General features: G+C 69.7%; 13 protein-coding genes and 2 tRNA genes. 5 read left to right on the plus strand and 10 right to left on the minus strand.

The genetic code is table 11. From position 1 onward, the window contains the following. Nucleotides 1-344, plus strand: a 344-nt coding sequence (locus H7I41_RS07405) for a DUF3515 domain-containing protein (protein ID WP_264011931.1), incomplete at its 5' end; no start/stop codon positions are given. On the opposite strand, the gene H7I41_RS07410 is transcribed toward H7I41_RS07405, so the two are convergent. The 3 genes from H7I41_RS07410 to H7I41_RS07420 form a co-directional block, all read right to left on the minus strand. Beyond that, nucleotides 341-1471 (minus strand): D-alanine--D-alanine ligase family protein, encoded by a 1131-nt coding sequence (locus H7I41_RS07410; RefSeq protein ID WP_264011932.1) that lies wholly within the window; start codon nucleotides 1469-1471, stop codon nucleotides 341-343. The two genes, H7I41_RS07405 and H7I41_RS07410, sit on opposite strands and share 4 nt — an antisense overlap. A gap of 61 nt (nucleotides 1472-1532) precedes the next feature. Next, the gene (locus tag H7I41_RS07415) at nucleotides 1533-2636 is read right to left on the minus strand and encodes a cystathionine gamma-lyase (protein WP_264012243.1); all 1104 of its coding nucleotides are present in this window, start codon (nucleotides 2634-2636) and stop codon (nucleotides 1533-1535) included. 5 nt (nucleotides 2637-2641) lie between these two features. Then, on the minus strand, nucleotides 2642-3640 hold the full coding sequence (locus tag H7I41_RS07420) for an NAD(P)H-dependent glycerol-3-phosphate dehydrogenase (protein WP_308214592.1): 999 nt from the start codon (nucleotides 3638-3640) through the stop codon (nucleotides 2642-2644). Nucleotides 3641-3724: 84 nt separating this feature from the next. On the opposite strand from H7I41_RS07420, the gene cofC reads away from it, so the two are divergent. The 3 genes from cofC to mutT1 all read left to right on the plus strand — a co-directional run bounded on the left by cofC (nucleotide 3725) and on the right by mutT1 (nucleotide 7612). Continuing rightward, on the plus strand, nucleotides 3725-4369 hold the full coding sequence (cofC, locus tag H7I41_RS07425; protein WP_264011933.1) for a 2-phospho-L-lactate guanylyltransferase: 645 nt from the start codon (nucleotides 3725-3727) through the stop codon (nucleotides 4367-4369). A 65-nt stretch (nucleotides 4370-4434) separates the two neighbouring features. Continuing rightward, nucleotides 4435-6633 carry an RNA degradosome polyphosphate kinase gene (locus H7I41_RS07430; RefSeq protein ID WP_264011934.1) on the plus strand — a complete coding sequence of 733 codons (2199 nt, stop codon included), beginning with the start codon at nucleotides 4435-4437 and terminating at the stop codon, nucleotides 6631-6633. A 52-nt stretch (nucleotides 6634-6685) separates the two neighbouring features. Then, nucleotides 6686-7612, plus strand: a complete 927-nt coding sequence (gene mutT1 / locus H7I41_RS07435; RefSeq protein WP_308214593.1) for an 8-oxo-(d)GTP phosphatase MutT1 — start codon at nucleotides 6686-6688, stop codon at nucleotides 7610-7612. An 83-nt stretch (nucleotides 7613-7695) separates the two neighbouring features. Here the strand turns inward: mutT1 and H7I41_RS07440 are convergent, their stop codons facing one another. The 3 genes from H7I41_RS07440 to leuC form a co-directional block, all read right to left on the minus strand. Beyond that, nucleotides 7696-8364 (minus strand): HU family DNA-binding protein, encoded by a 669-nt coding sequence (locus H7I41_RS07440; RefSeq protein WP_264011935.1) that lies wholly within the window; start codon nucleotides 8362-8364, stop codon nucleotides 7696-7698. A 203-nt stretch (nucleotides 8365-8567) separates the two neighbouring features. Continuing rightward, complete coding sequence (gene leuD, locus H7I41_RS07445) at nucleotides 8568-9161, minus strand: 3-isopropylmalate dehydratase small subunit (protein ID WP_264011936.1); 594 nt, start codon at nucleotides 9159-9161, stop codon at nucleotides 8568-8570. Then, entirely contained in the window at nucleotides 9161-10591 is a 1431-nt protein-coding gene (gene leuC, locus H7I41_RS07450; protein WP_276008460.1) for a 3-isopropylmalate dehydratase large subunit, read from the minus strand. Before leuC ends, leuD begins: the two co-directional genes overlap by 1 nt. A gap of 87 nt (nucleotides 10592-10678) precedes the next feature. Here leuC and H7I41_RS07455 point away from each other — a divergent pair, with 87 nt between their 5' ends. Then, on the plus strand, nucleotides 10679-11380 hold the full coding sequence (locus H7I41_RS07455) for an IclR family transcriptional regulator (RefSeq protein ID WP_264011938.1): 702 nt from the start codon (nucleotides 10679-10681) through the stop codon (nucleotides 11378-11380). A 67-nt stretch (nucleotides 11381-11447) separates the two neighbouring features. Here the strand turns inward: H7I41_RS07455 and H7I41_RS07460 are convergent. The 4 genes from H7I41_RS07460 to H7I41_RS07475 all read right to left on the minus strand — a co-directional run bounded on the left by H7I41_RS07460 (nucleotide 11448) and on the right by H7I41_RS07475 (nucleotide 14031). After that, a tRNA-Glu gene (locus H7I41_RS07460) sits at nucleotides 11448-11523 on the minus strand. A 64-nt stretch (nucleotides 11524-11587) separates the two neighbouring features. Next, nucleotides 11588-11659 (minus strand) — tRNA-Gln (locus H7I41_RS07465). Between the two features lie 117 nt (nucleotides 11660-11776). Then, nucleotides 11777-13249: a glutamate--tRNA ligase gene (gene gltX, locus H7I41_RS07470; protein WP_264011939.1), complete on the minus strand. Its 1473-nt coding sequence runs from the start codon at nucleotides 13247-13249 to the stop codon at nucleotides 11777-11779. Continuing rightward, the gene (locus H7I41_RS07475) at nucleotides 13249-14031 is read right to left on the minus strand and encodes a fumarylacetoacetate hydrolase family protein (protein WP_264011940.1); all 783 of its coding nucleotides are present in this window, start codon (nucleotides 14029-14031) and stop codon (nucleotides 13249-13251) included. Before H7I41_RS07475 ends, gltX begins: the two co-directional genes overlap by 1 nt. Nucleotides 14032-14141 lie beyond the last annotated feature (110 nt).

Genomic DNA, 14141 nt, shown 5'->3' on the forward strand with positions numbered 1-14141 from the left:
CCGCCGCGTGGCGGGCCGAGCCCGGCGCCGAGCCGGTGGTGCTGCGGTGCGGGCTGGACCGCCCCGCCGAGTTCGTCGTCGGGGCACCGCTGCAGATGGTGGACGCCGTGGCATGGTTCCGGGTGGGCGAGGCGCGGGCGGGCGAAGCAGGGGTGGGCGAGGCAGACGCGGGCGGCGGACAGTCGGGCGACGGCACGCGCAGCACCTGGTACGCCGTCGACCGACCCGTCTACGTCGCGCTGACCCTGCCCGCCGGTTCGGGGCCGACGCCGATCCAGCTGATGTCGGCGACGATCACCGAGACCCTCCCCGCGCGCCCGGCCGATCCCGCGCCGGTCGGTTAGCGCAGGCCGGTACCCCTGGCCAGCGCGGTGTCCACCATCGCCGCCAGCAGCGTCGGATAGTCGACCCCGCTGGCCGCCCACATCCGCGGGTACATCGAGATGGTGGTGAAGCCGGGCATCGTGTTGATCTCGTTGACCACCGGGCCGTCGTCGGTGAGGAAGAAGTCGACGCGGGCCAGTCCCTGGCAGTCCACGGCGGTGAAGGCGCGGATCGCCAGCTGGCGTATCTCATCGGCGATCTCGTCGTCGACCTTGGCCGGCACGTCCAGTTCGGCGCCGTCCTCGAGGTACTTGGTGGCGAAGTCGTAGAACCCGTCCTCGCGGCCACGCACCCCGGCGACCCGGATCTCACCGACCGTGCTGGCCTCGACCCGCCCGTCGGGCAGTTCGAGCACACCGCACTCCAGTTCGCGGCCGGGCACCGCGGCCTCGACGATCACCTTCGGGTCGTGGCGGCGGGCGAGTTCGATCGCCGCGGGCAGGTCGTCCCAGGCCGCGACCCGGCTGACGCCGATCGACGATCCACCGCGGGCGGGTTTGACGAACACCGGCAGCCCGAGCCGCTCGCGCTCCTCGAGTTCGAGCGTCGACCGGCGTGCCCGCAGCACGACGTGGTCGCCGACCGGCAGGCCGTCGGCGATCAGCAGCTTCTTGGTGAACTCCTTGTCCATCCCCGCCGCACTGGCCAGCACGCCGGCCCCGACGTAGGGCACCCCGGCGAGTTCGAGCAGGCCCTGGATGGTGCCGTCCTCGCCGTAGGGCCCGTGCAGGACCGGGAACACCACATCGACCGAGGCCAGGATCTCGCCCGCGGCGCCCTGGCTCAGCGACACCAGCTGACCACTGCGCTCCGGTGCGGCGGGCAGCGCCAGCTCGATGCCCGACGCGCCGCTCACCTCGGGCAGCCGGCCGTCGGTGATCGCCAGCGTCTCCGGGCGGCCGTCGGTGAGGACCCACGAGCCCGCCGGGGTGATGCCGACGGCGACGACCTCGAACCGCTCCGGATCGAGGTTGCGCAGGATGCTGCCCGCGGAAACGCAGGAGATGGCGTGCTCGGAACTGCGGCCGCCGTAGACGACGGCGACGCGCGTGCGGCCGGCGGAGCCGGGCTGGTTGCGAGCAGTCACAACCTGCAGAGGCTACCGTCCCGCCCGCTCACCGCACGATCCGATTACCTGACCAGGGCTTTCACCGCAGCGCGCGGTCGATGTCCGCGATGAGGTCGTCGGTGTCCTCGATGCCGAGCGAGATCCGGGCGAACCCGTCGGCGACGGGGTCTCCCCAGCGGGCCCGCCGGTCCACCGAGGAGTGGATGCCGCCGAAACTGGTCGCGCCCACCAGCAGGTCGCTGCGCTGCACGAGGCGGTGGACGGCGGCGGCGTCGGCCAGTTCCGCCGACACCACACCGCCGAAGCGCCGCATCTGGCGTGCCGCGACCTCGTGCGACGGATCCTCGGGCAGCCCCGGGTAACGCACCATGCGCACCGCCGGATGGGTGCGCAGCAGCATGGCCAGCGCCTGGGCGTTCTGGCACTGCCGCTCGAAGCGCAGGCCGACGGTGCCGAGGCTGCGCAGCAGCAGCCACGCCTCGAACGCGCCGAGCACCGCGCCCGCGAGCAGGCGGTCGCGTTCGATGGCGGCCATCAGCTCCGGGTGGCTGCCTGCGACGTATCCCGCGAGCAGGTCGTGGTGGCCCGACAGCGCCTTGGTGGCGCTCGCCACCACCAGGTCGGCGCCCAGCGAGAGCGGTTGCTGGCCGAGCGGGGTGGCGGTGGTGTTGTCGACGACCAGGGTGGTCCCGCGGCGGCGGCACAGCGTCGCCAACCGGTGCAGATCGGCGACGTCGAGCGTCGGGTTGGCCGGTGTCTCGGCCAGCACGATGTCGGCGCCCGCGGCCGCCTCGCACATCTGCGCGCAGGTCGCCTCGATCACCGAGATACCGCGCGGCGCAAGATGTTCGGTGGCATACCGGCGCACCTGGTAGTAGCCGTCGGCGGGTACCACCAGCGTGCTGCCGGGCGTGGCCAGCACCCGGAGCGCGGTGGTGATCGCCGCCATCCCCGATGAGAATGCCAGCGCGCGGGTGGCGCCTTCGAGCGTGGCGAGCGCCGACTCCACGAGGCGCCACGTCGGATTCGACCGGCGGCCGTAGCTGTCCAGCGTGTCGTCTTCGTCAGCCGGGATGTGATAGGCCGCAGCGGGAATGGGCGGCGGCGCCACGGGTGCGCCCGGAACCGGTTCGGCGCCCGCGGCTTTCACGCTGCGGGTGGAGTCACCGTAGCCGCCGTCCATCGCCGTCACTCCGGCTTGGTGCTGCGGCCGAGCAGCAGCGCCACCGCTTCGTCGACGCTGAGCCCCCGGTGGCACACCCGGTGCACGGCGTCGGTGAGCGGCATCTCGACGTCGTAGCTCGAGGCCAGCGAGAGCACCGACTCGCACGAGGTGACGCCCTCGGCGACGTGACCGCCCGCCGCCTCCAGCGCGGACTCCATGGTGCCGCCCCGGCCCAGCCGCTCGCCGAACGTGCGGTTGCGCGAGTGCGGTGAGGTGCAGGTGGCGACGAGGTCGCCGACGCCGGCGAGCCCGGCCAGCGTGGCGGGCTGGGCGCCCAGCGCGATGCCCAGCCGCATGATCTCGGCCAGGCCGCGGGTGATGATCGCGGCCACGGTGTTCTCGCCGAGCCCCACACCGGCGGCCATCCCGGTGGCCAACGCGATGACGTTCTTGCAGGCCCCGCCGACTTCGGCGCCGATCACGTCGCTGTTGGTGTACGGACGGAAGTAGCCGGTGGCCAGCGCGCGCTGCAGCGTCACCGCCCGGCCGGAGTCGTTGCAGGCGACGACGGTGGCAGCGGGCTGCTCGGCGGCGATCTCGCTGGCCAGGTTCGGCCCGGTGACCACCGCCACCCGCCCGGCGTCGGCTCCGGTGACGGCGATGATCACCTGGCTCATCCGCATCAGGGTGTCGAGTTCGATGCCCTTGGCCAGGCTGACCAGCGTCGCGTCGTCGCCGATCAGCCCCTTCCACTGCTGCAGGTTCTCCCGCAGCCGCTGCGAGGGCACCGCCAGCAGCACGGTGCAGGCGCTGGCGAGCGCCTCCGCCGGGTCGGCGGTCGCCCGGATGGTGCCCGGCAACTCGGTCTCGCCGAGATAGGAGGTGTTGCGGTGGGTGGCGTTGATCTCGGCGGCGAGTTCGGGCCTGCGGGCCCACAGCGCGACGTCGTTGCCCGCGTCCGCCAGGACTCTCGCCAGGGCTGTTCCCCACGCACCGGCACCCATCACCGCCGCCTTCACCACCGCTTCACCCTAGCGCGGGCCGGTGGGCGTACCCGCTTTCGGCGTGGCCGGGCATCTGCGAACACGCCTGGCAGGATGGCGATCATGAGCGGCTCACGAACCGCGGCGGATGCCGACGTCGCGGTGGTGATCGCCGTGAAGCGGCTTGCGGCGGCGAAGACCCGGCTGGCCTCGGCGTTCCCGCCGGCCGGCCGGGAGAGCGTGGTGCTGGCGATGTTGACGGACACCATCGCGGCCGCGCTGCGGGTGGCAGCGGTCACCGTGGTCACCCCTGACACCGCCGCCGCCGATGCTGTGCGGTCGCTCGGCGCGAACGTGATCGACGACCCGACGCCCGCCGGGCACCCCGACCCGCTCAACAACGCGATCGCGGTCGCCGAAGCGGAGCTGCGCGCCGGCCATTCGAACATCGTTGTGCTGCAAGGCGATCTGCCGGCACTGCGATCGCAGGAGCTGGCCGAGGCGATCACCGCGGCGCGCGACCACCCCCGCAGCTTCGTGGGTGACCGGCACGGCACGGGCACCGCCGCCCTCTTCGGGTTCGGTGTCCCCCTCGATCCGCGACTGGGAGCCGATTCCGCTCGGCGCCATCGCGATTCCGGCGCGGTGGAGCTGACGGGCGGGTGGCCGGGCCTGCGGTGCGACATCGACACCCCCGACGATCTGGCGGCCGCACGGTTGCTCGGCGTCGGTCCGGCGACCACCCGCGTGCTGCCACCGACCAGGTGAACAGGCGGCGAGCAATGTAGGTCCGCGGTGGCCGCACGAACCGCGGATGAGGAATGATTGGCCAGATGACCGAAGCCGAGGCCCAGACACGAACGGAAGACGCCGAGCGGGTGCCGGTCGACACCGCCCCGGAGGCCCAGGCATCAGCCGCGGCGCCGGATGCGCCGCCCGCGGCGACGTCGCCCGTCGCCGACCCTGCCCAGCCTGCCGCCCTCCCCGAGGACCGCTATCTCAACCGTGAGCTGAGCTGGCTCGACTTCAACGCCAGGGTGCTGGCGCTGGCCGCGGACCCGTCGCTGCCGCTGCTGGAACGCGCCAAGTTCCTGGCGATCTTCGCCTCGAACCTCGACGAGTTCTACATGGTGCGCGTCGCCGGCCTCAAGCGTCGCGATGAGATGGGCCTGTCGGTTCGGTCGGCGGACGGCCTCTCCCCGCGTGAGCAGTTGCGGCGCATCGGCGAGCGCACGCAGCAGATCGCCAGCAGGCATTCGAAGGTCTTCATGGACGAGGTGCGCCCCGCTCTCGCCGAGCGGGGCATCGTCATCGTGACGTGGAGCGAACTCGACGACTACGAACGCGACAGGCTGTCGACCTACTTCCACGAGCAGGTGTTCCCGGTCCTCACGCCGCTCGCGGTCGACCCGGCACACCCGTTCCCCTTCGTGAGTGGGCTGAGCCTGAACCTGGCGATCACCGTCAAGCTTCCCGACGACGGGACCCAGCACTTCGCGCGAATCAAGGTGCCCGACAACGTAGACCGCTTCGTGGAGCTGCGGGCGCGCGACGATGACGGCGGCGGTGTCCGATTCCTTCCGATGGAGGAACTGATCTCGGCGTTCCTCGACGTCCTGTTCCCCGGCCTGGAGATCGTGGAGCACCACGCCTTCCGGATCACGCGCAACGCCGACTTCGAGGTCGAGGAGGACCGCGACGAGGATCTGCTGCAGGCCCTCGAACGCGAGTTGGCCCGCCGCCGGTTCGGGTCGCCCGTGCGTCTGGAGATAGCCGGCGACATGACCGAGAACATGCTCGAGTTGTTGCTGCGCGAACTCGACGTTCATCCCGGTGACGTCATCGAAGTGCCGGGTCTGCTCGACCTGTCCGCGCTGTGGCAGGTGTACGGCGTCGACAGGCCCGAGCTGAAGGATCCCCCATTCGTCCCCGCCACTCCGCCGGCGTTCGGCGAACGCGAGACTCCCAAGAGCATCTTCTCCACGCTGCGCGACGGCGACGTCCTGGTGCACCACCCGTACGACTCGTTCTCGACCACGGTGCAGCGCTTCATCGAGCAGGCCGCCGCCGACCCGAATGTGTTGGCGATCAAGCAGACCCTGTATCGGACCTCGGGCGACTCGCCGATCGTCAGCGCGCTCATCGACGCCGCAGAGGCCGGTAAGCAGGTCGTCGCGCTCGTCGAGATCAAGGCGCGCTTCGACGAGCAGGCCAACATCAAGTGGGCTCGCGCACTGGAACAGGCGGGCGTGCACGTCGTCTACGGGTTGATCGGGCTCAAGACGCACTGCAAAACGTGTCTGGTCGTGCGCCGCGAGGGGTCGACGATCCGGCGCTACTGCCACATCGGGACCGGCAACTACAACCCGAAGACCTCTCGCCTCTACGAGGACGTCGGCCTGCTCACGGCCGCTCCCGACATCGGTGCCGACCTCACCGACCTGTTCAACTCGCTGACCGGCTACTCCCGCAAGGTGTCCTACCGCAACCTGTTGGTGGCGCCCAACGGCGTGCGCCGCGGCATCATCGAGCGCATCGAGCGGGAGGTGGCCGCGGCCCGTGAGGGCGCCGACGCGCGAATCCGGCTGAAGGCCAACGCCCTGGTCGACGAACAGGTCATCGACGCGCTGTACCGGGCATCGCAGGCCGGCGTGCGGGTGGAAGTGGTGGTGCGCGGCATCTGCGCGCTGCGGCCGGGTGCGGCGGGATTCTCCGACAACATCGTGGTGCGTTCGATTCTCGGCCGGTTCCTCGAGCACTCCCGGATCATCCACTTCAAGGCCATCGACGAATTCTGGATCGGCAGCGCCGACATGATGCACCGCAACCTCGACCGCCGGGTGGAGGTGATGGCGCAGGTGAAGGATCCTCGATTGGCCGCACAGCTCAACGACACGTTCGAGTCGGCGATGGATCCGTCCACCCGGTGCTGGGAGTTGGGCACCGACGGGCGCTGGACGGCCTCGCCGCAGGAAGGCCGCACGGTACGCGACCATCAGGTGTCGCTGATGGAACGTCACCGGCACCCGTGATCCTCGCCCACCGTCTCGGCCGTACCTCCCCGAACCGACTGCAGGAGTTGAGGTGAGTACCAAGAGCCCCAAGGGCAAGGCGGTGCTGGCCGCCGGTGCGGTGTTGTGGCGCACCGAAGGCGACGACCCGCAGCCACTGGTCGCGGTCATCCACCGCCCGCGCTACGACGACTGGTCACTGCCGAAGGGCAAGGTCGACCCGGGTGAGACCGAACCGGTCACCGCGGTGCGGGAGATTCTGGAGGAGACGGGCTGCGGCGCGCACCTCGGCCGCCGGCTGACCACGGTGAGCTACCCGGTGGACCAGGGCGTCAAGAAGGTCAGGTACTGGGCCGCCCGCCGCATCGACGGCGAATTCGCCCCCAACGACGAAGTCGACCAGCTGATCTGGCTGCCGGTGGGCGACGCGATGAAACGGGTGGGCTATCCGCACGACCGGAAGGTCCTGCGGCGGTTCGCGAAACTGCCTGCCGACACCCAGACCGTGCTGGTCGTCCGGCACGGCTCGGCAGGCGACAAGAAGCGTTACCGGGGCGACGACGACAAGCGTCCACTGGACAAACGCGGGCGCGCACAGGCCGAGTCGCTCGTCGGCCAGTTGCTCGCATTCGGTGCGGACGAACTGTTCGCCGCGGCCCGCACCCGGTGCCTGCAGACGCTGGAGCCGCTGGCCCAGGAACTGGGCACCACGGTGACCAGTGAACCGGAGCTCACCGAAGAGGCCTACTCCGATGACAAGAAGGCGGCCCGCCGCCGGATCCTCGACATCGTCGCGAAGGCCGGGGAGAGCGGTGCCACTCCGGTGATCTGCTCGCAGGGCAAGGTCATCCCCCACCTCGTCGACTGGTGGTGCGAGCAGGACGGGGTGCGGCCGGACAAGTCACGCAACCGCAAGGGCAGCACGTGGGTGATGTCGCTGTCCGGTGGCCGGCTCGTGTCGGCGGACCACATCGGCAGCCCTCTGGCCGTCAGCGGCTGAGAACGCCCGCACGACGCTCCACAGCAGGAAACGCCGCGGGTCGGTTCGACCCGCGGCGCCTCCGTGTCGTTTCCGGCTGGAATCTACTTGCGGCCCTTCTTGGCCGGCGCCTTCTTGGCAGCCGACTTCTTGGCGGGCGCCTTGGTGGCGGCCTTCTTGGCGGCCGGTGCCTTCTTGGCCGGCGCCTTGGTGGCGGCCTTCTTGGCGGCGGGTGCCTTCTTGGCCGGGGTGGTCTTCTTCGCGGCCGTCGACTTCGCCGGCGCCTTCTTGGCAGCGGTGGTCTTCTTCGCCGCCGTCGACTTCGCCGGCGCCTTGGTGGCGGTGGTCTTCTTCGCCGCGGTGGACTTCGCGGGCGCCTTCTTGGCTGCGGTCTTGGTGGCGGCCTTGCGGGCCGGCGCCTTCTTGGCGGCCCCGCGCTTGGCGGGCGCTGCCGTCACGCCGCGCTTGACGGCAGGGCCGTCCGCCGGGAGACGCTGCGCGCCAGACACAACCGCCTTGAACTGAGCACCCGGGCGGAATGCCGGCACCGAGGTGGGCTTCACCTTCACCGTCTCGCCGGTGCGCGGGTTGCGCGCGACACGGGCGGCGCGGCGGCGCTGTTCGAACACGCCGAAGCCGGTGATGGTCACGCTGTCGCCCTTGTGCACTGCGCGCACGATGGTGTCGACGACGTTCTCGACCGCGGCGGTGGCCTGCCTACGGTCGGTGCCCATTTTGTTGGTCAGTACGTCGATGAGCTCCGCTTTGTTCATTCAAATCCTCCGAGACCAGTGGTCCTCCTTGGACCGACTAGTGGACACGGTAAACCCTTTGACCACTGATTTCCAAGAGCCACGCGCAATTTCAATCGTCGCTGGCAAATAATTCGGCAATCCGGTTGCCGCGCACGGGCTCCTGCCGGAGGCTCGGAGAACCCCTTCCAGGGCGGCGAATTCGGCCCGCCGCGGGGCCGCGATCAGGCCGGCAGGGTCTTCGGTTTCCAGTTCGGCCTGTGCTGCTCATAGGACTCGATCTCGTCGAGTTTCTGCAGCGTAAGGCCTATATCGTCGAGTCCGGAAAGCAGTCGCCAGGCGGTGTAGTCGTCAATTCTGAACGGCACCACAACCGTTCCGGCGGTCACCGTTCGATCTTGAAGGTCCACACCGATTTCCAGCCCGGGATTCTGCTCGATCAGCTTCCACAGCAGTTCCACATCGTCTTGCGCGACTTCGGCGGCCAGCAGTCCCGCCTTGCCCGCATTTCCGCGGAAGATATCGGCGAACCTAGACGAGATAACCACCCGGAACCCGTAGTCCATGAGCGCCCAGACCGCGTGCTCGCGCGATGACCCGGTGCCGAAATCCGGTCCCGCCACCAATACGGAACCCCGGTCGAACGGCACCAGATTGAGAACGAACGAGGGGTCGTTGCGCCAGGCGGCGAACAATCCGTCCTCGAATCCCGTTCGGGTGACCCGCTTCAAATACACCGCCGGGATGATCTGGTCGGTGTCGACGTTGGACCGGCGCAGCGGTACGCCGATCCCGGTATGGGCGGTGAAGGCTTCCATCAGTGGGCTCCTCGGTCGGTCAGATCGGCGGGAGAGGACAGCGTGCCGCGCACGGCGGTGGCCGCGGCGACGGCGGGTGAGACGAGGTGGGTCCGACCGCCCTTGCCCTGCCTGCCCTCGAAATTGCGGTTCGAGGTCGACGCGCAACGCTGCCCCGGTGAGAGTTGATCGGGGTTCATGCCAAGACACATCGAGCACCCGGCCTGCCGCCACTCCGCGCCGGCGGCGGTGAAGATCGCGTCCAGGCCCTCGGATTCGGCCTGCGCCTTCACCCGCATGGACCCGGGCACGATCAACATCCGCACCCCTTCGGCGACCGAGCGGCGGTTCAGCACGTCGGCGACCACCCGCAGATCCTCGATGCGGCCGTTGGTGCACGAGCCGACGAACACGGTGTCGACCGCGACGTCTCGCATCGCGGTGCCCGGGCGAAGGTCCATGTAGGTCAACGCCTTCTCCGCGGCCTGGCGCTCGCCCTCGTCGACGATCAGCTCGGGATCGGGCACCGCATCGGCCAGCGGGATGCCCTGCCCGGGGTTGGTGCCCCACGTCACGAACGGGCTCAGGGCCGCCGCGTCGATGTGCACCTCGGTGTCGAATTCGGCGCCGGGATCGGTGCGCAACTGGCTCCACGCCGCGACCGCGGCATCCCAGTCGGCGCCCTTGGGGGCGTGCGGCCGCCCACGCAGGAACTCGAAGGTGGTCTCGTCCGGCCCCACCATGCCGGCCCGGGCACCGGCCTCGATGCTCATGTTGCAGATGGTCATCCGGCCCTCCATCGACAACGCCTCGATGGCGCTGCCCCGGTATTCGATGACGTGACCCTGTCCGCCGCCGGTGCCGATCTTCGCGATCACCGCGAGGATGACGTCCTTCGCGCTCACTCCCGGCGGCAGTTCGCCGTCGACGTTCACCGCCATCGTCTTGAACGGGCGCAGGGGCAGCGTCTGGGTGGCCATCACGTGCTCGACCTCGGATGTGCCTATTCCCATGGCCAGCGCGCCGAACGCGCCGTGCGTCGAGGTGTGGCTGTCGCCGCAGACCACCGTCATCCCCGGCTGCGTCAGGCCGAGCTGCGGGCCGATGATGTGCACGATGCCCTGTTCGGCATCGCCCATCGGGTGCAGCCGGATGCCGAATTCCGCGCAGTTGCGCCGCAATGTCTCCACCTGGGTGCGTGACACCGGATCGGCGATCGGCTTGTCGATGTCGATCGTCGGGACGTTGTGGTCCTCGGTGGCGATGGTGAGATCGGGCCGGCGCACCGGGCGTCCGGCCAGCCGGAGGCCGTCGAACGCCTGCGGGCTGGTGACCTCGTGGACCAGGTGGAGGTCGATGTAGATCAGGTCGGGTTCCCCGTCGCCGCGGGCGACGACGTGGTCGGCCCAGACCTTCTCTGCCATGGTCCTGGGCTTCTGCGAGTTGGCCATCACATCTCGATTCGCGTCGTGACGCCCGCACCCTGATCGTGACACCGTGGGCTGGTTTCTCAACATGCGGGACGCTAGTATCTCTCTGTGAGACAGGATAGCGGTATCGGCGTGCTGGACAAAGCCGTGGGCGTACTCCATTCGGTGGCCGAGTCACCATGCGGGCTCGCGGAACTGTGCGACCGCACCGGGCTGCCGCGCGCGACGGCGCACCGCCTCGCGGCCGGTCTCGAGGTGCACCGGCTGCTCGCCCGCGACGCCGACGGCCGCTGGCGACTCGGCCCCGCGCTCACCGAACTGGCCGGGCACGTCAACGACCCGCTGTTGGCCGCCGGTGCGGTGGTGTTGCCGCGGCTGCGCGAGATCACCGGTGAGAGTGTGCAGTTGTACCGGCGGGAAGGCACCGCACGGATCTGCGTGGCGGCACTGGAGCCGCCTGCGGGCCTGCGTGACACGGTTCCGGTGGGCACCCGGCTGTCGATGACCGCGGGCTCGGGCGCCAAGGTGCTGCTGGCTTATGCCGACGCGGCGACCCAGCACGCCGTGCTGCCGGAGGCGAAGTTCACCGACCGCGCCCTGGCCGAGGTGCGCAGGCGGGGCTGGGCGCAGAGTGCGGCCGAGCGCGAACCGGGGGTGGCGAGCGTGTCCGCCCCGGTGCGCGATGGCCGCGGCGCAGTGGTGGCCGCGGTGTCGGTGTCGGGACCCATCGACCGGATGGGCCGCCGCCCCGGTGCACGCTGGGCCGCCGATCTGGTGGCGGCGGCGGAGGCCCTCACCCGCCGGCTGTGACGAGGGTCGCAGTCGCGCCCGGGAGAACGAGAAACGCCCGCCTCGAGCGAGGCGGGCGATCGATTTCTGGTACCCCCGATGGGATTCGAACCCACGCTACCGCCGTGAGAGGGCGGCGTCCTAGGCCGCTAGACGACGGGGGCTAGAACAAATTCCGGAGAGCCAGCATAGCTCAGGCGACATGCCTGACCTAATCTCCGGGTGCAGCTGGGGTACCAGGACTCGAACCTAGAATGGCGGTACCAGAAACCGCTGTGTTGCCAATTACACCATACCCCATGGGCTACTCGTCACCGCAGGTCACGAGCGCTTTTCGGCCCTACCGGCAGCGGCTCGTCGCCACCGCCCGTGTTTGTGGGCCGACAGGCAGACTACCAAAGATTTCGCGACGACTTTTCACGCCTGGGGTGTCTCGGCCGCCGCGCGCTGCCGGCCGGCGCGCAACCGCCGCAGGCTGCGGTCACGGCCGAGCAGTTCCAGCGACTCGAACAGCGGGGGGCTGATGGTCGCACCGGTGATCGCCACCCGGATCGGGCCGAACGCCTTACGCGGCTTGAGCTCGAGGCCGTCGATCAGCGCCGCCTTCAGCGCCTCTTCGATCGCCGTCGTCGTCCACTCCTCGACACCCTCCAGGGCGGTCGCCGCGGCGTCGAGCACGGCCACCGCCTCCGAGCGCAGTTCCTTGGCCGCGGACTTCTCGTCGAGCGCAAACGCAGAGTCGTCGAGGAACTTCAACAGCTCCCATGCGTCGCCGAGCACGACGATGCGCGTCTGGACCAGCCGGGCGGCCTCGGCGAACTGCCGCTCGTCGAGGCCGGTGTCGTGACCGTGGGTGGAGAAGAAGTCGCGCAGCCGGACGGTGAACTCGTCCTCGCTGAGCAACCGGAGGTGCTCGGCGTTGAGGGCGTCGGCCTTCTTCTGGTCGAAGCGCGCCGGATTGGAGTTGACGTCGGCGACGTCGAACGCGGCCACCATCTCGTCGAGGCTGAACACGTCGTGGTCGTCGGCGATCCCCCACCCCAGGAGCGCCAGGTAGTTGAGCAGGCCCTCCGGGATGAAGCCCCGCTCCCGGTGCAGGAACAGGTTCGACTGCGGATCCCGCTTGGACAGCTTCTTGTTGCCGTCACCGAGAACGCTCGGCAGATGTCCGAATTCGGGCACCCGCTCGGCCACGCCGATCCGGATCAGCGCCTCGTACAAGGCGATCTGGCGCGGCGTCGAGGACATGATGTCCTCGCCGCGCAGCACATGGGTGATCTTCATCAACGCGTCGTCGACCGGATTGACCAAGGTGTACAACGGATCGCCGCTGGCGCGGGTGAGCGCGAAATCCGGAACGGAGCCCGCAGGGAAGGTCGTCTCGCCGCGCACGAGATCGCGCCACGTGAGGTCGTGGTCGGGCATCTTGAGCCGGATCACCGGCCTGCGCCCGTCGGCGAGGTAGGCCGCCCGCTGCTCGTCGGTGAGTTCGCGATCGAAGTTGTCGTAGCCCAGCTTCGGATTGCGCCCGGCAGCTACGTGCCGGGCCTCGACCTCCTCGGGAGTCGAGAACGCCTCGTAGGCCTCGCCGGCCGCGAGCAGACGGTCCACCACGTCGCGGTGGATGTCGCGGCGCTGCGACTGCCGGTAGGGCGCGTACGGCCCGCCGATGTCGGGACCCTCGTCGTAGTCGAGCCCCAGCCAGGACAGCGCGTCCAGCAGGGCCAGATAGCTCTCCTCGCTGTCGCGTTCGGCGTCGGTGTCCTCGAGACGGAAGACGAATGCGCCCCCGGTGTGGCGGGCGTAGGCCCAGTTGAACAGGGCGGTGCGGATGAGGCCGACGTGCGGCGTTCCCGTCGGCGAGGGGCAGAACCGGACCCGGACCGTCATCACTTGCCCTTCCGCACAACGGGATTGGTCAGCGTGCCGATGCCCTCCACCGTGATGCTGACGGTGTCGCCGTCCTCCAGCGGGCCGACCCCCTCCGGCGTGCCGGTGAGGATGACGTCACCCGGCAGCAGGGTCATCACCGCCGACACCCACTCGATGATGGCCCCGATGTCGTGGATCATCAGCGACGTCCGGCTGTGCTGGCGCAACTGCCCGTTGACCTCGGTGCGCAGATCCAGGTCGGTGGGGTCGAGGTCGGTGACGATCCACGGCCCGAGCGGGCAGAAGGTGTCATGGCCCTTCGCGCGCGTCCACTGGCCATCCTGCTTCTGCTGATCCCGGGCTGACACGTCGTTGGCGATCGTGTAGCCGAGGATGTTCTCGGCGGCGCGGGCGGCCGGGACGTCCTTGCACGGCCGGCCGATCACCACCGCCAGTTCCCCTTCGTGATGTACCGGATTGGCGCCGGCCGGCAGCTGGATCGGGACGCGCGGACCGATGATCGACGTGTTCGGCTTGAGGAAGATGATCGGATCCGGGAAGTCGCCGCCGCCCATCTCCTCGATGTGGGCGGCGTAGTTCTTGCCCATGCATACCACCTTGCTGGCCAGGATCGGCGCCAGCAGGCGGACGTCGGCCAGCGGCCAGGACCGCCCGGTGAACGTCGGAGTGCCGAACGGATGTTCGGCGATCTCCTTGGCGACGGCCGTCGGATCGTCGGGAGGGCCTTCGACACTGACGAAGGCGACACCGTCTGGGCTGGCGATTCGACCGAGGCGCATCAGCACAGCCTAGTGGCCGCCGGGCGGCGACCGACGGCGGACTCCCCGCCGACGGCGTCCCATACTCTGAGACAGAAGTTCTGCAGCGTGAGACACGTGTGCCACCATGT

The organism is [Mycobacterium] manitobense (assembly GCF_025821665.1).
GTDB lineage: Bacteria > Actinomycetota > Actinomycetes > Mycobacteriales > Mycobacteriaceae > Mycobacterium > Mycobacterium arseniciresistens.